Consider the following 20,004-nt stretch of genomic DNA (forward strand, 5'->3'; position numbering starts at 1 on the left):
ATAAATGGAATTACTGAACTATAAAAATTAGTTTTAGAAATTCACAGGCATACTTGATTGGTACAACTTTCCTAAAAAAAAGATGCAATACAAAAAAGTTTATTCAATTAAAACGGTATTATAAACTCCGCCTTTCTGAAATTTAAACCACGATGTTTAATTCAGATGGTGGTGGAGGTAACTCTTTAAAATTCGTGAAATCTTTACCAAAATCTTCCACTTTTGTTGAACTGACTCCAATAGAAGCTGTAACCCATTGAAAAAATTTCCCAATACTGGAACTATCAGCTGTATCAAGACTTACTACATTATCAGTAATTCTTTTTAGAATAGCGGTATCTGCACCACCACCTGCAGCACAGGCAACTGTAAAAGCTACTTTTGCTTTTTTGAATTCATTCAGACCGTTTTCCCAATTATCGGTCGGAATTCCGTCAGTCATAATAAACACTAACGGTTTCCAATCTCCTTTTTGTTCTGTTGTTGTTTTGGCAACTTCAGTTTCTATTTTTTGTGCCACTAATCTCAATGCATCTCCAAGAGCAGTTACTCCTGTTGCTTTAAGATCTACCATCTGAAAAGAGGCCAAATCTGTTAACGGAATGATTTGCTGCGCTGTAGTATCGAAGGTAATTATGCTTAAAAAAGCGGTTTCAATGGCTTGCGGATTCTGTCTTAATGAACTAATCATCATCTGAACGCCATTTTTCACAGCTTCGATAGGCTCACCGGTCATTGAACCGGATGTGTCTAATACTAAATATACAGGCAGTCTTCTCATAGTTATAAATTTTTATACGGGAATATTGTAAGTTGGTGTTTCAGTAGTATTATTTTGCTGGTTAGAACTTTCAATACCATTGATATTATATGTACTTGTATTTGCTTCCGGATCGTGCTGTGTCAAATGACTCATAACAGCCTGAGTAAGATCTTTACCGCCAACTACATGATGATATGCTGAACCTATTGTATAGATGGGTCCCCACGGAAATCCCCACCATCCTACAAATAAATTTAGAAACACAAAACCATAAGAATACTTAAAAGTATTTTCGCCTGGCCTGATAAAATAAATAGCCGAGCTTCTTTTTAAGGTCATTAATATAAATGAAACAGTGTATGGAAATATTACAAATTTTCCTCCCTGATATACCAGATCCCGCACCTGCGAAACTCTTAGCCCTTCTATATTTTTGATTTCCATTACAGGTAAGACTGCACTATTTTATGAATAGTCTGACCTAAGAATGTATCATCTGTTGGATCACCAATTGCACTAAATTTCCATTCGCCATTACGTTTGTATAATTTACCCATTATAATAGAACGTTTGTTGATATATTGCGAATCTGCAGAAACATTATACGAAGCAAATTCTGAAACTACTCTTGTTGGAGTACCTTCGTACATTCTGATTTTTGCATAAGGAATCTGAGAGAAATCTTCTTTTCCTGCATTATTTAAAAAGAAAAATATCTGAGTGACTTTAGGATCAACTTTCGAAAGGTCAACGGTAATAATTTCATTATCCAGACCATCATCTCCACCTGTATCACCTGCAAGATCATCTCCTGTATGTTTTAAAGCACCATCAATACTTAACAATTTACCTTTTGGCAAACCAAATTGCTGTAATACTTCTACTCTGTATAACGGAGAATACAAGTGATCACAAAGTTTGTTTTGATCATCAATTAATATGCAGCTTAAATCTAAGTCGATTTCTACCACATTTTTTGATAATCCTAAAAACCCTTTAGTTTCAATTGCTCCCCAGTTTACACCAACGCAGAAATTAGTTAATGTTTCACCGCTTGATTTTCTTAAATCAATTTTTTGTCCTTTGGTTAAGTTAATTGCCATGGTTCGTTAAAATATTTATATTAATTAAATTTATTCAAATAATCCTGTAAGCCGCCTTTCATTCCGATACCAACAGCTTCAAATTTCCATTCACTATTTCTTTTGTAAATTCTTCCAAACTCAACTGCTGTTTCAATAGAAAAATCTTCATCAAGTTCATACTTCACTAATTCTGTATTCGTCTGATCAAGGATTCTGATGTATGAATTTCTAATTTGTCCAAAATTCTGTCTTCTTGTATCAGCATGATGAATTGTTACAACAAATGAAATTTCATTTACATCTGCAGAGATTTTAGACAAGTCAATTTGTATTTTTTCATCATCACCATCACCCTCTCCTGTTAAATTATCTCCTGTGTGAATTACTGAACCATCAGGTGATTTTAGATTATTGTAATAAACAAAATGGTTATCATTTGGAATTTTTCCATTAGCCCCAACCAAAAAAACCGAAGCATCTAAATCAAATCCTTCTCCTGTACTACTTGAATTACTGTCCCAACCAAGTCCTACAGTAAATTTTGGTGCATCAATACTTTGTCTTTGACCTTTTTCTAAATTAATTGCCATTTTATTTATCCTTTACTTTATATTAATATTCAACATTGTTTTTAAGATATTCGTTTGCTCATCAACGTTTTGTAAATCTTCTAAAAAGTCGACTGACGATATTTTATTTAAATAATCCTTTAAAACCTCTTGCACACTTTCCTGAAGAGAGGTTTTAATGGTGCTTAACTCCATTTCTAACAAAGCGTTTTTATCCTGCAATTGCATTATAATTTCTCCTTTGGCAGAATTATTCTTAGAAAGATCTACTTCTTTCTCCATCTCACTGTCTATAAAAGAGAATGATTTTTCATTTCCAACAAAAATGAATTTATCGTTAGAATCCCTAAATTCATACACTTCTATAATCTCATTATTGCAAACTAAACCACATAAAAATTTAATCTTAAAATTGAGAATATTAAGTCGGCCTAAAAGTCTTTTTTCAAACTTAACGTACTTATTCTCATAATTTTTTTTATTCGCCGCAGTTAGTTTTTCATATTGATCAATATTAATCTCTCTGTAATATTCAGACTTAATTCCGTCCGAAAAAGTGATGATATCATGCCAGTCAAAAAAACTATTGCTGTCTGATGCAAAAATCTGATACAGCTGCTCTATTTTTTTCGACATGTTTTGCGCATGTTCTTTTGTTCGGTCAGAGAACTTTTCTTCTCCAATTTCAAACTTCAGTTTCGATATAATATCATTGTTGATATATATTTCATCTGAAACGAGCATGTATTGCTGTTCTTTAGCTTTTTTAATCTTTTGGAACAAATCTATCAGACTGTTAGTAAACTGAATATGAAATAATTCTAATTTATTAATGTCTAATGTCTGGTTCTTCTGAAAGAGTGAATGAATTACTTTTGTTCTTACCAAAACGCCAACAAAGTCCTTGTGGTTAAAAAAATTGGACAACAATTTTAAAACCACAAGTTTTCTGTTACTATCTTTTATTATTTGAACGTATCTTTCCTCTTCCTCTTGCATCTTCAATTAATTCCTTATTCTTCTAACTTATAACCCCTTTTTTTAATTCTATTTCAAGGCTTTGTAATCCAGCATCCAGCTGTCTTCTGGTTTCTGTACCTTGTTCGTGAATTTGTTTTACTTCGGTTAAAGTATCTATTAATGATTTTGTTGTCATTTTTAAAGTCTCGAGAGAAACGACCGTATTTTCATTTTCCTTAGCTACTTCAATACTATTTTGTTTTAGCATTTCGGCATTTTTCTGTAAAATGGTATTCGTTGTTTCTGAAACTTTTCTCTGAACTTCAATGTTTTGTTTTTGTCTTTGCAGTGCTACAGCAAGTGTCAGCTGGTTTTTCCAAACTGGCATTGTCGTAGTCAAAATAGACTGTGCTTTCTCCGCAATAGATGTGTTGTTGTTTTGAACTACACGTATTTGCGCTAGTGATTGCAGCATAATAAAACGAACAATTTTCATATCGGCCAGACGTTTGTCCAAACGGTTTATGAAATTTCTTTTGTCTGAAATTTGATAATCCTGGTATTGCGTTGGATTACCTTCCATTACAGCAAGTTCTTCTCCTAATTCTTTAAATCGGATCTGACCTGCAATAATATGTTTTTCCATTTCTTTAATCAGATTCACATTGCCATCAAACATGGTTTGTAGCGCACTGTTATCTTTTACAGAATTGATCATTCCGGCTTTTACTTTATTACTGATTTTATCAATATTTACAGTAATCTTATCGTATTGCTGGAATAGTTTTTTTACATCTATTACTAATTTATTAAGTAACGGAATCTTAGACATAAAGCGTTTAAACGGTCCTTGATCCAACTGATCAACATCGACATAATTTAATTCTGTCAACAAATCAGTAATCAAAGTTCCTACTTCGCCAGAATTATACGTTCTTACATTCGTTAAGAAAGTATCACTTTGCTTAGCGATAGAGTTTTGAATTTCGGCTCCATAATTCAGAATCGAATTCGCATCATTTTCATTTAACTGATTCGAAATAGATTTGAAATTATTTACTTCAGCTTCTGAGATTGAAGTTAAATTCACATTACCATCCTTGTCAATCAAAGCAGTATTTTGCTGAGTAACTAATTGATTTTCTTCCATTTTGGTTTATAGGTGATTTTGTTGAATTGTAACGATTGTCTGCTCTAACTTTTTATCATCGGTTGGAACTCCAACTGCACTAAATTTCCATTCGTCATTTCTTTTATAAAACACTCCTAAAACCATAGAAACTTTTCCGGCAAAAGTAGCATCGTTTGCGATGTCGAAACGGGCAAATTCCTGACTAACTTTTGTTGGTGTTCCTTCGTAGATACGAATAGAAGCAAAAGGAATATCTTTAAAATCCTGTCCTCTGAAACTATTTATAAAAAATGCAACATGATTTGCTGCCGGCGTTAATTGCGAAAAATCTAAAGTGATCACTTCATTGTCTAAGCCGTCATCTCCATTTAAATCTCCGGTCAAATCATCTCCGCTATGTTTAATAGCACGATCATTCGAAATTAATTTTTTAAAGTTAACTGAATCGATGTGATTTTTTTTATCATCATAAACGGCACAACTTGCATCTAAATCTACTGGTTCTTTTTTAGTTCCAAAAAATCCTTTTTTCTCAATTGCTCCCCAGTTTACACCAACACAAATGTTTTGTAATTTAGTACCGTTGCTTTTTTCAAGATTTATGCGTTGTCCTTTTTCTAAATTAATTGCCATTTTTTAGTTGTATTTGTTTAAGTAATCTTCTAATCCGCCTTTCATTCCAACGCCCATTGCTTCAAATTTCCATTGACCGTCTTTATTGTAAATTCTTCCAAATTCAACCGCGGTTTCTATAGAGAAGTCTTCTTCCAGCTCGTATTTTACCATTTCTGTATTATTGCTGTCATCTACAATTCGAATAAACGAGTTTCTAACTTGCCCAAAATTTTGTTTTCTGTTTACGGCATCATGAATAGTTACTACGATACAAATTTCTTTTACGGCAGGATTTATTTTTGTCAGGTCAATTTTTACCTGTTCATCATCTCCATCTCCGTCTCCTGTCAGGTTATCACCTGTATGCACAACAGCCTCATCCGGGGATTTTAGGTTATTGTAAAAAACAAAATGAGCATCTGATATAATTTTTCTATTGTAGCCTAATATAAAAACTGAAGCATCAAGGTCAAAACCGGCTCCTGTGCTGCTATTGTTTGTATCCCATCCTAAACCAATTGTAAATTTTGGAGCGTTTATATTTTCACGCTGTCCTTTTTGTAAGTTGATAGCCATAGTTTTAATCTATTTTTATTACATTAATGTTACTTTCATATTCTAATATCTGGTGATAATTATTACTTATTGCCAAATGAAATAATTCGTCGCTTTTTTGAGAAGAAATATTCTTCATTAAAAAATCAAACTCCTCTTTGTTCAAACTTAAAATAAATTTTACTATTCTGGTATTGTATTGAAAATGTTCGCTATTGATTATCGAAACAATGTCTTCAACAGTTTTAATCTCAAAATAATTATAATGATTTTCAATTTTTGGATGAATGTCTTTATTTGCAAGTTCTGCGAAATAAACAAAAACGAAATCACCTTTTACGTCATATTGATTCAAAATCTTATTTACCGTATGTTCGTGACTGCCTGTTATTTTGATATCATCTACAAAAATGCACAGTTTTTCATTAATAAAATTCCGATCTATATAATAGGTGTCATTTGATATTAAATTTACTCTTTCGTTAAAATCCAAATTCCCATAATCAGTTACATAAGTCTGATTTCTATAGATTTTTGATTCTATACTCGCCTTTTTACCATTTTTGAACAAAAAGCTATTTAATTCTTTTTTAAAATAATAACATAAAAAATTTGAGGCTGTGGGTATTGACAAGTACGGACTTGGCAAAATTACAATCTCCTGATCAGAAAGCAGTAATTCTCTGAACTGATCTACAAATCCGACAAATAAATCCTTAGCAAATTTTTCAGCATAAAATTTATCGCCAAATTTAAATCGGCTGTATTCTTTTTCCTCAAACGGACAATTATCTTTTTCGATAATTTTATGTAAGCTATAACTTTTATTCACTTTTAACTTTTTAATAGATGCGCTTCAAATCCAAAATTAAGAGCGCCATTATAATCTGCAATACTGTTATCTCCAATATGCAGCACATCATTTTTATTAACTTTCTTTGACTCATTTACCTGATCAAAAACTAACTGAAAAATTTCGTTGTTAGGTTTTGAAAATCCAACCTCGTCAGAATAAATCTGAAAAGAAATAGAATCTGCCAATTCATAATAAGAAAGAAGTTTTTTTAAGCTTCGACCTTTTATGAATCCTGTATTACTCAATATATTAATTGATTTTCCTTGCGCGACTATCTCTTCAAACTGAAGTTTAATATTCGGAAAAATCAATTCCGGTTTATAATTAAAAAACAAAACCTCTGTTTCATTATAAAACTCACCTAATTTCTCCGTTCCATTTGCAAGTAAATCTACATCGAGAGCGTTTAAAATTAGATAATAAATCTCATACGTACTTAAATTTAATCCTGTTTTTTCGTTAATATTATTACACAAAACATCATAATATCGTATCACTTCGGTTACCTTTTCTAAAGGTGCGTTTATTTCAAAGAAATCCTTAAACAATAAATTTCTCTTCTTTTTAAATTCAGGATTAGACCTTATTAATGTTAACCACAAATCAAAAGAAAGATGGCTGTATTTTTGGTGATTTAATTTCAAAATATGCGTTTAAAGTATCGAAACATTATTGTTCCGAAAATATACAATTGTACAGTTCTTAAATGGGCTTTTATTACTTTATTATCTCTCCTGAATAATATTTTTCAAGAAAAAATCCTAAATCTGCTTTATACCCAATCCCCGAAGCTTCAAATCTCCATTGATCATTGCGTTTGTATAATCTTCCGAACTCTACTCCTGTTTCTACCGAAAAATCTTCGTCGAGTTCATATTTAGCAATTTCCTGGCCATTGGCATCATCCACAATTCTGATATAAGAATTTCTAACCTGACCAAAATTTTGTCTTCTTCTTTCAAAATCTTCTATGGTAACCACAAAAAGGATTTCCTGCACACTTGCATCGATCTTGCTCAGGTCTACTTTTATTGCTTCGTCGTTATCTCCATCGCTATTTCCACCCGTTGGATCATCTCCTGTATGCTCAAGAGCACCATCAGGAGAAATTAAATTGTTATAAAAAATAAAGTATTTTTCTCCTAGAAGTTTACGATCTGAGTTTATCATTATAGCTGAAGCATCTAAATCAAATTCATGCCCTGTTCCTTCATTAGGATCCCAGCCTAATCCTACAGAAATTTTAGACAATCCAATATCAATCTTTTGTCCTTTTTGTAAATTTATTGCCATTTTATAATTTTTATTAAATCTTAAATAATACAATGATACAAAAAGCAAACTAAGTAAAAATGTGGGATTACGTAAAAGGGAAAATATTTATTAACAAATTGCTGATATCAGGCAAAAAAAACTACCGAAATGACAAAAACTCTAATACTTTTTTCCAAGTAGAGTTGCAACAAAATAGGTATATTTGCAACTTATCTGCTTTGTAAGATTAATAAATAATAAATCTATCAATATTCGAAAGAATTATTATTCAAAAAAGAAAAAAATCTTCGATACTACATCAAATAATACTTAGAAGAATGTTTAAAAAAGGATCAAAATTAAATAGTATTTTAACGGGAAGTTGTCCAAAATGCCAAAAAGAAAGCATGTATACAGACAGCAATCCGCTTCATTTGACTAAAGTTTTAAAAATGAATGACCATTGCAGTCATTGCGGATTTAAATATCAAATTGAACCTTCATTTTTTTATGGTGCGATGTATGTAAGCTACGGATTAAATGTTGCGGTTGGGATTGCGGCTTTTATAATTTCCTTTGTATTTTTCAAAGCTTCAATCGAAGAATCCTTTATCGCAATAGTTATTAGCTTAATTGTATTGTTTCCGTTTGTTTTAAGACTTTCAAGGAATTTATACATTAACATGTTTGTCTCTTATGATCCTAAGGCCGGTCAAAAATAAGAGTCTTTAAATATCTTTTATGAAATCGCTGAATATCAATTTCACGATCTAAAGGAACTTCATTTTCGATTTTATCAAATAAAGCTTTTGCCATTGCAGGCCCAAGCATTACGCCTCTTGTCCCTAATCCGTTTAGAATATGCAGCGATTGATGCTCATGGTGTGTACCAATCAAAGGTCTTCTGTCTTTAACAGTTGGGCGAACTCCACCAAAATGTTTTACAATTTCAAAATCGCAGGTTATAATTTCTTTTATACGCTCAAGAAGTTCTTGTTTCCCTTCTTCTGTAGGTAAATCTGTTTTATCCTGCCAGTTATATGTAGCACCAACTTTAAATAAATCATTACCCATAGGCAATATAAAAACGCTTGTATTTACTATAACATCAAGATCTAAATCCGGTGCTTTTATTACAAACAATTCTCCCTTTGTACCGTCTAGTGGCAAATAATTAAAGAAAGGATTTTTATGCAGACCAAAACCTTCTGCAAAAATAATATGACGGGCCCGGATATTTTTATATTGAATTCCATTATCTAAAAACTCTATACAACTACTATCAAAAGACTCTTCTAATAACAAATTATTATCTTGCAAATACTTTTTGTAATTATCCAGCAACAAAGCTGTATCTACATAACCTGTATGCAAAACTTCTCCATAATCGTATGGAGAATCAATACTATTATATTTTTTGGTAATTAATTTAGTAGATAGAAAAGGTGCCAGATTTATTTTGTCTGAAGCAGCAAACCAATTATTCTGTTCTTCGATCGAAAAGAATTTTCTTAAAATAGGGAGTTTAAAATTAAATTTTACCTGCAATTTATATTCTATCTGACGGTAGAAATCGCTCATCAGTATTAATTGTTCTTGCGCTTTCCAAACCTCACTAAAACGTTTCAAAATAACGGGATTATATAAACCGCCAGCGACTTTTGATGAATTTTGAGATTCATTGTCAACAACTAAAATAGTTCTATTGTTTTTAAGGGCAACTTCTGCAAAAGAAATTCCTGCTAATCCAGATCCAACAATTAAATAATCTAACATGTATAAAAAGATAAAAATAAAAAAAACTCTCACTACAAAGGTAGTAAGAGTTTCTGTTATAATACAACCAGATATTTAGTAGGTCCACATATCTTGCTCGAAATTACGAATCTTCTCTTTTACTCTTTCTGCTTCCAACAGCTGACTTTGCGAATCATCTTTCATATACGCTTTAATCTCACGATCTCCATACATATTTTCTTCTTTATAAATTACTGCATTAAAATACCTCGAATTTAAAATTTGATCAAATGAAATTGGACGCGCTGAATTTTTATCATTAAATGCTTTTGCTTCATAAAGCACTTCTCTGGCATCTGGAAAGAAAATCCAAAATAGCTCAATATAATCTTTCTCGTCGCTATTCATTGTATAAACATCGGGAGTTACGGGACAAATTCCCAGTAAACGATATTTCAGTTCACTCTGGCGTTTATCAAAATACCAATAACCTTTTATTTTATATTGTGTAACATCTGCAGCAGTCAAATCCTGTTTCAAAATATATTCTGCCGGCACTGATCTTGTTGCCCCTACAGTTTCTTCAACATAAGAAACGGATTTCTTTTTCCCGGTACCTGTAATTACTTTTTTCTTGACTACACGCGATTTGTAGTCGTCCGGATATTGGTTGATTAATTCTCTTCCCGCATCTGTTGTATCAACACGGGATAACGCACCCTGAATATCTTTCAAAGATTTTTTTGTATTGAAATAGCTATCACTATATACTTCAGTTATTTTACCACTTTTCATCCCTTTGATTAACACATCATAAAGAGAACGTCTGTCTGAACCAATATTAGCAGTATCTACAGGAAAATATAAAGGGAAATTAATTTTCTCATTTAAATCAATAATTTCCCAGACCGTTTTTCCCATCAATACATCCCGATCATCTACATACCCATAAGATAATGGCTTGTCATTGTCCGAAATTCGTTGTGCAGGAGTCTTTAATCCTATCTGAGCAGGCGTTTTTGCATTTAGCAAATTTGATTGTGCGTGGCAGCAAAAACTTCCCGTAGCAGCAATAACAACAATTAAAAAAAGTCTTATTTTCATCATGATATTAGTATAAAACATTGAACGTAGCTTTATTAAATTTATTGTAATTTTCTTACATATTAGTAGGGTAAAAAATTAAAACACTAAAAAAATCTTTTTTTTGCGCTAAATAATACCTACAAAGTAAGAGTAATCACTACAACAAAACACCAAATAACTGACTAACAACAAACTAAGTTACATTTTTTTATTCTATCATCGTTTTAATATTACTTTAAAAATGCGATTATCTACATTTGTACTAAAATGAATTATATGTAAGGAATTCAGAAATACTTATTATTTTGCTAAAAAAAACAAATTTCATCAAATGAATATCAGTTAATATAATATTATACACTTGAATAATTGAGCTTAATTAAAGACAAAAAAAAAAACTCTTACTGCTATGCAGTAAGAGTTTTTTTTTATGTAATGAGATACTTAGTAATTCCACATATCTTGTTCGAAGTTACGAATCTTCTCTTTTACTCTTTCAGATTCTAACAATTGGTTTTGTGCATTATCTTTCATGTAATCTTTGATCTCACGATCTCCGTACAAGTTTTCTTCTTTGTAGATAACCGCATTAAAACGTCTTGAATTTAATATCTGATCAAATGAAATTGGAAGCGCAGAGTTATTATCGTTAAAAGCTTTTGCTTCATGCAAAGCTTCTCTCGCATTAGGGAAGAAAACCCAAAATAACTCAATATAATCCTTCTCCTCACTATTCATTGTATAAACATCCGGAGTTACAGGACAAATTCCCAGCAAACGATATTTCAGTTCACTCTGACGTTTGTCAAAATACCAGTATCCTTTAACTTTATATTGTGTAACATCTGCAGCAGTTAAATCCTGTTTAAGGATATACTCTGCCGGTACTGATCTTGTTGGTCCTACTGTTTCTTCAACATAAGAAACAGATTTCTTTTTCCCGGTACCGGTAACTACTTTTTTCTTCACTACACGTGATTTGTAGTCATCCGGATATTGGTTGATCAATTCTCTTCCTGCATCTGTTGTATCAATACGAGATAACGCACCCTGAATATCTTTCAAAGATTTTTTAGTATTGAAATAACTGTCGCTATACACTTCAGTTATTTTGCCATTTTTAACAGCCTTCGTCAAAACGTCATAAAGAGAGCGTCTGTCAGAACCAATATTAGCCGTATCTACCGGAAAATATAATGGAAAGTTGATTTTTTCATTTAAATCAATGATTTCCCAAGTAGTTTTCCCCATCAATATATCTCTATCATCTACATAACCATAAGCCAAAGGCTTATCGTTATCTGAGATAAGTTGAGCAGGAGTTTTAAGACCTATCTGAGCAGGTGTTTTCGCATTTAGCAAATTAGATTGCGCATAAGAAGAAAAACCTCCAGCGATAGAAACAATAGCTATTAAAAAATTTCTTACTTTCATCATGATACCATTATAAGATATTGAACGTAGTTTTACCTACTTTTTATTATTGTATTTCGTAAATTACCGGAGCAGTTCTTGGCAATAAATAACTACCAGCTCCAACAAGTTTAGTTTTAATTTCAGAAATAGTAACCTGATCTCCTTTTCCAGCTCTTGAAAGTATTGTTTTACACTGAGCATTCAATTTATTTCCAGAAACAACAACAGTAGGCTGTCCTGCAATTTTCAAATTAAATCCAACAACATCTAAACCAACTTCAAAATCGAAGTCAAGTAATTTAGCACCAATAGTAGCAATCTCTAAGTTAGATTTAGGTCCTCTTACAACACCCACTTCTCCTCTAATTGTACCAGTTGGTCCAGGAATACCTTTAATTCTGAATGTTTTCTTATCTGTAACTTTATCTCCGTTTGGCAACGTACCAGTAACAGCAATTGTAGCTTCATTACCAGAACCCGGGTTCATGTTATATTTACCTGGTTTTCCAGCTGAAGATAATCCCGGAGCACTAGCAACAACTTTGTTGTCAGCAACACCAGCAAAAGATACAGAGATTGGGTTAACAACCCCTCTATAAACAACATTCATTTTATCAGCAGAAATTGTAGCAGAATTTGGTCTTGGAACTACAACATAAGTTCCATTAAAAGGAAGAACAATTGGCTTACCATTTTCAACAAAATTAAAAGAACCTCCTATTTTTTGCTCTCCTACTCCACCAGCAGTCATTTCCAGAACAGCCTGACCATTAACTAATCTTCCAGGTCCTTTAAAATCAGTAAATTGAGCATTTGGATCGTATTTACCCAAAACTACTTTACCTGTAACTTTTTCTCCTTGAAAATAAGCATTTTTATCTAATACAACAATGGCTTCAAATTTACTGTAAGAAGCCTCATCAACTGCTGCTTTTCCTAAAGCACGATTGTAAACATCGGCTTCTATTTTCTGTACATCATTCTGCCAAGCTGAAAGTTTTGCAGCGGTTGCAATTGCGGGAAATCCTTTAAAATGATATGCTAAATATTTTTCTTTAATACCATCTTTATTTTTGACATCAGAAACATCAAATTTCTTGTTAACTTCAGTAGATATATCAGCATACTTAGCACCAAGAGCAGCTTTCATATCTGCTTTGTATTTTTCAATCTTAGCAATAATTTCATTACCTTTTTTAGTGTAACCATCACCTGTAAACCAGTCGTCGATGTTATCACCTCTGTCCATAGACTCGTAAGGTAACTTTCCAGTTTCTTTATCTATTTCAAAACCATTTACAGCTTGCGCCTTTAAACTTCCAATAAAAGTATAAAAATCTTTTGAAATAGCTTCCACCTTATGGGCAACTACAGCTGCATCAGCAAATTCTCCTTTTGCCTCAGAAGCTTTTAGATTTAAAGTTTCTAATAACTTTGCGTTTGTTGTAACTGAAGAAACATTTGCATCTTCAAATTTTTCATTCATCAAACCAAAAGCAGATATAACTTCTTTTGATACGTTCATTGCCAACATTGCGATGAAAACCAGATACATCAGGTTAATCATCTTCTGTCTAGGGGTTAATTTTCCTCCTGCCATTTTTTCTAATTAGTTCTTATTAATAAATTTAATATAATAGTCAAAAACTAATTATCCTTTGTTACTCATTGCAGAAAGCATACCACCGTAAACACTGTTTAAAGAAGCAATGTTTGCAGTCATTGATTGCATTTGTTCTTTCAATTTAGTTGCATTTTCAGCGATTTCACTGTTTGCTTGTGCATTTCTTGTAGCACTTTCTAATTGAACTTTGTATAAGCTGTTTAATGATTCCATTTGTGCAGCAGCCATAGACATTTCTTCAGCATATTTCTTTTGTCCTGCAATAGAATCTACTGTTGGAGAAATTGCTTTTGCAGCTCCTTCGAAATTTTTGATAGAGTTTCCTAAACTTGACATCAATTCTCCGTCAATTTTAGCTTCTTTCAACATTACGTCTAATTTTTGAGACAACAATCCTTGGGCATCAGATGGAGCTTCAACTTTATTCGCTTTTTTTACTGCTTGACCGTTAGCTAATTCAGGATAAACAAGAGTCCAGTCTAACTCTTCATCAACTGGTTCAAAAGCAGAAAGTGCAAAGATTAACGCTTCCGTTACCAATCCAATAGATAACATCAAAGTTCCTGTTAATGGTCCAATCTCAAAGTGAGTAATTTTGAATAAAGCTCCAATAATTACTACTGCCGCTCCCATACCATAAGCGAAATTCATTGCTTTTTTACTTAATAATGCCATAATACTTTTTTTTAGGTTTTAATTTAAAATAGATTTGATTTGGTTATTTGAATTCAATTATAATTTACTTTTCTTTTTTCCGCTTCCGGTTGCTTGGGTTCCCATGTAATCTTGTACTGTTCTGAAACCAATATAACTTCTTGCAGAATCTGCATATTCATGGTCACGTGTGCTTACCTGTAGGAAATAAGCAACATCTTTCCAAGAACCTCCACGAACTACTTTTCTTTGATTGTTTCCATCAATTACGTTAGGGTTCATTGTAGAAACATATTCGTATGCATTTGGATTATAAGCTGAATCTGTCCATTCTGAAACGTTTCCTGCCATGTTGTATAATCCGTAACCATTTACATCATATGATTTAGCCTCAACAGTATACAAAGCTTCGTCAGCTGCATAATCACCTCTGCTTGGTTTAAAGTTTGCCATAAAACAACCTCTGTCCGTTTTAGTATAAGGACCTCCCCAAGGATATGTAGCTGATTCCAGACCACCTCTTGCAGCATACTCCCATTCTGCCTCTGTTGGCAATCTGAATGAGTTTACTAAATCACGTCCTTTTTTCTTTGATTTAATATAACTGTTTTTATTTAACGTTCTCCATGCACAAAATGCTTTAGCTTGTTTCCAGGTTACACCAACTACAGGATAATCTCCGTAAGCTTTGTGCCAGAAATAGTCATTATGCATTGGCTCATTATAAGAATAAGCAAAATCTTTAATCCAAACTGTTGTATCAGGATAAACACTAACTTGTTCTGTTTTAACGAAATCTTTTCTTTTACCAACTTTAGCTTTTGCAGCAGCCTGAATGTCCATCCAAGAATAACGGAATTTCAATTTGTTTACATCAATTGTTCTCAAACCATTATATGATTCTTCAATTGGCAAATACATAGAATCCATTACCTCAGCATAATATTCATCCGGATATGCTTTAGTATCTTTGATTAACTTTACTTTTTTGTTCAGTTTTCTTCCAGCATAAGGATCATCTTTTGTTCCTACACTATAGTAATTATCATACATGTATTTATCATATGCCGTCATTTTGTCCGGCTCTGAATCATTAAATGCATAATCTGCAATACTTCCACCTTTTTTTCCTTTGTCACCAGTAGATTTTTGTCCTGTTTCATCAGCAAGAATTGCCAAACGAACTCTCATTGTAGAATCTTTTACCCATTCTACAAATTGACGGTACTCACTATTTGTAATCTCAGTTTCATCCATATAAAATGCACGAACTGTAACTGTTTTAGTTGGAGCATCTTCCACATTAGCTAAATCAGCATCTGATTTACCCATAATAAAAGACCCACCTGGAACTAAAGTCATTCCATAAGGCTTCTCCGGATGCCATTTCCCTCCCGAGACACCAACCAACTCACCTTTGTCTCCTGACTTACCACAGCCAATTACCAGTGTTAACATTGCTGCAAATGCAATAAACTTCTTCATATAAATTTGGGATTATCTATTCATTATTATAAGTCCGTAAACGTATTTATTATTTATCTAAAAAACAATACAAGTTGCGAAATTTATTTTATCGCTCAAAAATAATGTTAAATAAAATAAAAAAAAAATATTTACTCGACAAACTAACGCAAAAAATCGATGTAACGCGTTAAATTTTATATTTTGTTTTTATTTTCTTACTAATATTGGTTAACTATTTTTCAAAACTTTTCAAAAATTGAAAAATTGAACAAAATTTTCTTTTATAAAGCATTTTTTCGTTGAGCTTTCCACCATCTTTCCGGCAATTCCTGATTACAAGCGCTTAGATATTCGTCGTACGAACAGGGTAATAACGTATTTCTCTTCAACTTATTGTGACCATTTGACTCAAACGGAATTTCAATCCACCATCGCTCTGTTTTATCACTCTTATAAAAAACTAATTCTTCTTCTTCAAGTGGAACAATATATTTTAAATACGTTGCTCTACTACCAAATGGATATTCTTTAGATCGATAATGATATCCTTCTATAAAATACCAAACCATTTGTGCAATAATAACTGATTCCGGTGCTGTACTATTATGATTAAAAATCCCCAAACAGGATACTTTATCACTAATTCCCGCATATCTGGCTAACGAACATATTTCTTTTCCGTTGAAACCATTTGGTTCAAAAGAAATTAGATTTCCTGATTCTGAAGATTTTACCGAATTCAAATCTATACTTACCAAATCAGCATCTCTGAAAACAGGTTCAGCCAGTGCAATATTATTTGAGATTTCACCCAAACGATAGGCATCAAAAAATAACTTTTCGATCAAATCAATTTCTTCCTGCGAATTGTAATACGTCTGATAACCAATATTGCAATAGTTAAACAGATTATTAGGCTCATCGATAATAATTTTAGTAAGATAAGAATTAGCCGAAACTGTTTCGTTTTCTTTTCCAAAATCAAATTTATTATCTACGGCTACCATATTTACCATTTGCTCTAAATCATCATAAGCACGATACAAAGCATAGGTCAAATCCTGTGAACCTCCCAGAACTATAGGAATCACTTTATTCCTGATTAATCTTGATGTAACCTTTTTTAAAGCGAAATAAGTATCCTCTACAGAATTCCCTGCGCGAATATCACCTAAGTCTGCAATAGATGCATCCCAGTTACCGGGAAACATACTGTACAGTCTCTTACGAACTGCATTTAAATCAACCTCATTAATCACATTACTATTACGTCGGTCTTCTAAAACACCAACTATTGCAATCGTAATTTTGCTTATATCAGGAAACTGATCTTGTGTATGCAAAACAATTTTGCTACCCAATTCTTGTGAAGACAATGAACTAATGAATTTTAAAATTCCTTCATTAACTGGTTCTAGAAAATCAAACTCCATTTATTATTTCTTTTTAGCAGCTGGTTTTTTAGCTGGCGCTTTTTTAGCGGTTGTTGCTTTTTTGGCCGGCGTCTTTTTTGCCGGTGTTTTTTTGGCGATCATTTCCTGAACTTCGGCCAATGTTAATTTTGTTGCATCAACATCTTTACTTAATTCAATTTTGATTTTACCTTTTGTAATAACCGAACGTCCCCAACGAGCTTTTTCAACCAAAATTCCTTCATCCTCCCAATTGTGGAGCACTTTATCTATATTTTTCTGTAATTTATCTTCAATTAGTTCTTCAACTTCTTGTTGTGATAAATTATCGAAATTGTATTTTTTACTTACATTAATAAAAATTCCATTCCATTTGATGAACGGACCAAAACGCCCCACACCTTTTTGAACACCTTCGCCTTTATAAACTGCAATTGGAGCATCGGCAATTGCTTTCTCATCAATTAATTCCTGTGCTCTTTCTTTAGAAAGACTTAACGGATCTTCTCCTTTTGGTAAAGAAATAAATACGCTTCCGTGACGAACATAAGGACCGTAACGCCCATTACTTACTTCTACTTCTTCTCCTTTATATTCTCCTAAGTTTTTAGGTAATAAAAACAAGTTTAAAGCTTCTTCAAGTGTAATATTTCCAATATTCTGATCAGACATTAAACTGGCGAATTTTTTGTCTTCATCGTCTGCTTCTCCAATTTGAGCCATTGGTCCAAATTTTCCTAAACGAACAGAAACTTGTCTTCCGTCAGCATCTTTTCCTAAGATTCTTTCTCCGCTTTCGCGTTCTGCGTTCGCTTCAACCTCTTTTACATTCGGGTGAAATTTATCGTAGAACTCTTTCATCATCACTGCCCAGTCAATATTTCCTTCGGCAATTTCATCAAAATCCTGTTCTACTTTTGCAGTAAAGTTATAATCAAGAATATTCCCGAAGTTCTTTACTAAGAAATCCGTAACAATTGTCCCAATATCTGTTGGCACTAATTTTCCTTTATCTGAACCTGTATTTTCTTTTAGCAGTTTCTCACCTACTTTATTAGCTTGCAAAGTAAGTTGGGTATAATTACGTTCCTGACCTTCAAGAGTTCCTTTCTCAACATAATTTCTATTGATGATAGTCGAGATAGTTGGTGCGTACGTAGACGGACGACCAATTCCTAATTCTTCTAATTTTTTCACCAAAGAAGCCTCTGTATAACGAGCCGGTGGTCTTGAATATCTCTCTGTAGCTGTAATATAATTGTTAACTAATTTTTCATTTACTTTTAATGCAGGCAACATTCCTTCTTGCTCTTCCTCATCATCATCATGACCTTCTAAATAAACTTTAAGGAAACCTTCGAAAAGCAAAACCTCTCCAGAAGCTGTAAATATTTCGCTGTGATTATTTGCTTCAATTTTTACGTTTGTTCTTTCTAATTGTGCATCGCTCATTTGAGACGCCAATGTTCTTTTCCAGATCAAATCATACAAACGAGCCTGGTCACGATCGATATTTACCGTGTGACGTGACATATCTGTCGGACGAATTGCTTCGTGCGCTTCTTGTGCTCCTTTGCTTTTGTTTGCGAAAGTTCGGGGTCTTGAGAACTCTTTTCCGTATGATTTAATAATTTCCGCTTCAGCAGCATCCATTGCATCTTTAGAAAGATTCACACTATCAGTTCTCATATAGGTAATAAGTCCCGCTTCGTACAAACGTTGTGCAAGCTGCATGGTGATCCCAACTGGCAAATACAATTTTCTCGCTGCCTCTTGTTGCAATGTCGAAGTTGTAAAAGGTGCTGTTGGTGATTTTTTGGTAGGTTTAGTTTCTAAATCGGCTACCTTATATTGTGATCCGATATTTTTATTTAAAAAATCTTCGGCTTCTTTTTTAGTATTGAAGTTTTTTGGCAATTTGGCTTTGAAAGATTTCCCAGCCTCATTTACAAATTCTGCTACGATAGAATAACTCGCAACTGCATTAAAGTTTTGAATTTCGCGTTCTCTCTCTACAATCAGACGAACAGATACTGATTGTACACGACCAGCTGATAATCCGCCTTTAATTTTTCTCCATAAAACCGGAGATAATTCATAACCTACTAAACGATCTAAAACGCGACGTGCTTGTTGTGCGTTTACTAAATTATAATCTATTTCTCTTGGATTATCAATCGCTTTAAGAATCGCAGATTTTGTAATTTCATGAAAAACAATTCGCTTAGTTTTTTTTGTATCCAGTTTCAGTTCTTCCGCAAGATGCCATGAAATAGCCTCTCCTTCGCGGTCCTCATCACTTGCTAACCAGACCATTTCGGCATTCTTAGATAGTGTTTTCAATTTGCTTACTAAGGCTTTTTTATCCGGAGAAACTTCGTATTTAGGTTTAAAACCATTCTCTACATCTACTCCTATTTCCTTTGATGGTAAGTCTGCGATATGTCCGTAACTTGATTCTACTTGAAAATCACTTCCCAGAAATTTCTCGATCGTTTTCGCCTTTGCAGGTGACTCCACTATTACTAAATTCTTTGCCATTGCTCTATTTTTCTGCAACAAAAGTATCTATTTTTTTTAAATATCAACCTCGCTAATTGATTTTTGAGGTATTTTAATGTTATGTTTCTTAAAAATGAATATTTACAGGCATTGTTCCTTATTATATATATAGGTATAAATTTTAAAGGTTTTTACCCCGTAAATGTTCTTTTTTTTAATACTGATACTTTAAATTGATTCGATATTCTTGCATTGCTAAAAAAAAACAAAACAGAAAAGCATAAATAACATCAGGAAAATAGTCTCGTTTTTTTTAA

20 protein-coding genes are annotated in these 20,004 nt (G+C 32.8%); 1 reads left to right on the forward strand and 19 read right to left on the reverse strand.

All coding sequences use genetic code 11. From position 1 onward, the window contains the following. Positions 1–142 precede the first annotated feature (142 nt). The 11 genes from ACQKCJ_RS05315 to ACQKCJ_RS05365 form a co-directional block, all read right to left on the reverse strand. A complete protein-coding gene (locus ACQKCJ_RS05315) occupies positions 143–781 on the reverse strand; it encodes a vWA domain-containing protein (protein ID WP_427401526.1) in 639 nt (212 codons plus the stop codon). A 12-nt stretch (positions 782–793) separates the two neighbouring features. Continuing rightward, the gene (locus ACQKCJ_RS05320; protein WP_427401527.1) at positions 794–1,207 is read right to left on the reverse strand and encodes a hypothetical protein; all 414 of its coding nucleotides are present in this window, start codon (positions 1,205–1,207) and stop codon (positions 794–796) included. Further along, positions 1,207–1,866, reverse strand: coding sequence for a TerD family protein (locus tag ACQKCJ_RS05325; RefSeq protein ID WP_427401528.1), 660 nt, complete (start codon positions 1,864–1,866; stop codon positions 1,207–1,209). The genes ACQKCJ_RS05320 and ACQKCJ_RS05325 overlap by 1 nt, the downstream gene beginning before the upstream one ends. A 20-nt stretch (positions 1,867–1,886) precedes the next feature. Beyond that, positions 1,887–2,438, reverse strand: coding sequence for a TerD family protein (locus ACQKCJ_RS05330; protein ID WP_427401529.1), 552 nt, complete (start codon positions 2,436–2,438; stop codon positions 1,887–1,889). Between the two features lie 12 nt (positions 2,439–2,450). After that, positions 2,451–3,344, reverse strand: coding sequence for a hypothetical protein (locus tag ACQKCJ_RS05335; protein WP_427401530.1), 894 nt, complete (start codon positions 3,342–3,344; stop codon positions 2,451–2,453). 94 nt (positions 3,345–3,438) lie between these two features. Beyond that, positions 3,439–4,527 (reverse strand): toxic anion resistance protein, encoded by a 1,089-nt coding sequence (locus tag ACQKCJ_RS05340; RefSeq protein WP_427401531.1) that lies wholly within the window; start codon positions 4,525–4,527, stop codon positions 3,439–3,441. Positions 4,528–4,533: 6 nt separating this feature from the next. Further along, positions 4,534–5,142 carry a TerD family protein gene (locus ACQKCJ_RS05345; RefSeq protein ID WP_427401532.1) on the reverse strand — a complete coding sequence of 203 codons (609 nt, stop codon included), beginning with the start codon at positions 5,140–5,142 and terminating at the stop codon, positions 4,534–4,536. A gap of 3 nt (positions 5,143–5,145) precedes the next feature. Further along, the gene (locus ACQKCJ_RS05350; protein ID WP_427401533.1) at positions 5,146–5,700 is read right to left on the reverse strand and encodes a TerD family protein; all 555 of its coding nucleotides are present in this window, start codon (positions 5,698–5,700) and stop codon (positions 5,146–5,148) included. Positions 5,701–5,704: 4 nt separating this feature from the next. Continuing rightward, positions 5,705–6,511: a phosphoribosyltransferase family protein gene (locus tag ACQKCJ_RS05355; protein WP_427401534.1), complete on the reverse strand. Its 807-nt coding sequence runs from the start codon at positions 6,509–6,511 to the stop codon at positions 5,705–5,707. Between the two features lie 2 nt (positions 6,512–6,513). Then, entirely contained in the window at positions 6,514–7,179 is a 666-nt protein-coding gene (locus ACQKCJ_RS05360; RefSeq protein WP_427401535.1) for an HAD family hydrolase, read from the reverse strand. A 73-nt stretch (positions 7,180–7,252) separates the two neighbouring features. Further along, positions 7,253–7,828 carry a TerD family protein gene (locus ACQKCJ_RS05365; protein ID WP_427401536.1) on the reverse strand — a complete coding sequence of 192 codons (576 nt, stop codon included), beginning with the start codon at positions 7,826–7,828 and terminating at the stop codon, positions 7,253–7,255. A 299-nt stretch (positions 7,829–8,127) separates the two neighbouring features. Here ACQKCJ_RS05365 and ACQKCJ_RS05370 point away from each other — a divergent pair, with 299 nt between their 5' ends. Beyond that, positions 8,128–8,511, forward strand: a complete 384-nt coding sequence (locus ACQKCJ_RS05370) for a DUF983 domain-containing protein (protein WP_271337628.1) — start codon at positions 8,128–8,130, stop codon at positions 8,509–8,511. On the opposite strand, the gene ACQKCJ_RS05375 is transcribed toward ACQKCJ_RS05370, so the two are convergent. The 8 genes from ACQKCJ_RS05375 to topA form a co-directional block, all read right to left on the reverse strand. Continuing rightward, a complete protein-coding gene (locus tag ACQKCJ_RS05375) occupies positions 8,492–9,565 on the reverse strand; it encodes an NAD(P)/FAD-dependent oxidoreductase (RefSeq protein ID WP_427401537.1) in 1,074 nt (357 codons plus the stop codon). The genes ACQKCJ_RS05370 and ACQKCJ_RS05375 overlap by 20 nt on opposite strands. Positions 9,566–9,640: 75 nt before the next feature. Further along, positions 9,641–10,630 carry a gliding motility protein GldN gene (gene gldN, locus ACQKCJ_RS05380; RefSeq protein ID WP_427401553.1) on the reverse strand — a complete coding sequence of 330 codons (990 nt, stop codon included), beginning with the start codon at positions 10,628–10,630 and terminating at the stop codon, positions 9,641–9,643. A gap of 426 nt (positions 10,631–11,056) precedes the next feature. Beyond that, positions 11,057–12,046 carry a gliding motility protein GldN gene (gene gldN / locus ACQKCJ_RS05385; RefSeq protein ID WP_427401554.1) on the reverse strand — a complete coding sequence of 330 codons (990 nt, stop codon included), beginning with the start codon at positions 12,044–12,046 and terminating at the stop codon, positions 11,057–11,059. 46 nt (positions 12,047–12,092) lie between these two features. After that, positions 12,093–13,628: a gliding motility protein GldM gene (gene gldM, locus ACQKCJ_RS05390; RefSeq protein ID WP_271337626.1), complete on the reverse strand. Its 1,536-nt coding sequence runs from the start codon at positions 13,626–13,628 to the stop codon at positions 12,093–12,095. 51 nt (positions 13,629–13,679) lie between these two features. Continuing rightward, positions 13,680–14,327 (reverse strand): gliding motility protein GldL, encoded by a 648-nt coding sequence (gldL, locus tag ACQKCJ_RS05395; RefSeq protein WP_427401538.1) that lies wholly within the window; start codon positions 14,325–14,327, stop codon positions 13,680–13,682. 57 nt (positions 14,328–14,384) lie between these two features. Next, positions 14,385–15,791: a gliding motility lipoprotein GldK gene (gldK, locus tag ACQKCJ_RS05400; RefSeq protein ID WP_427401539.1), complete on the reverse strand. Its 1,407-nt coding sequence runs from the start codon at positions 15,789–15,791 to the stop codon at positions 14,385–14,387. Between the two features lie 263 nt (positions 15,792–16,054). Then, the gene (locus ACQKCJ_RS05405; protein ID WP_271337623.1) at positions 16,055–17,206 is read right to left on the reverse strand and encodes a formimidoylglutamase; all 1,152 of its coding nucleotides are present in this window, start codon (positions 17,204–17,206) and stop codon (positions 16,055–16,057) included. A gap of 3 nt (positions 17,207–17,209) precedes the next feature. Beyond that, positions 17,210–19,726 (reverse strand): type I DNA topoisomerase, encoded by a 2,517-nt coding sequence (topA, locus tag ACQKCJ_RS05410; RefSeq protein WP_271337622.1) that lies wholly within the window; start codon positions 19,724–19,726, stop codon positions 17,210–17,212. Between the last annotated feature and the right edge of the window lie 278 nt (positions 19,727–20,004).

Source organism: Flavobacterium sp. NPDC079362 (genome assembly GCF_050267765.1).
Lineage (GTDB): Bacteria > Bacteroidota > Bacteroidia > Flavobacteriales > Flavobacteriaceae > Flavobacterium > Flavobacterium azizsancarii.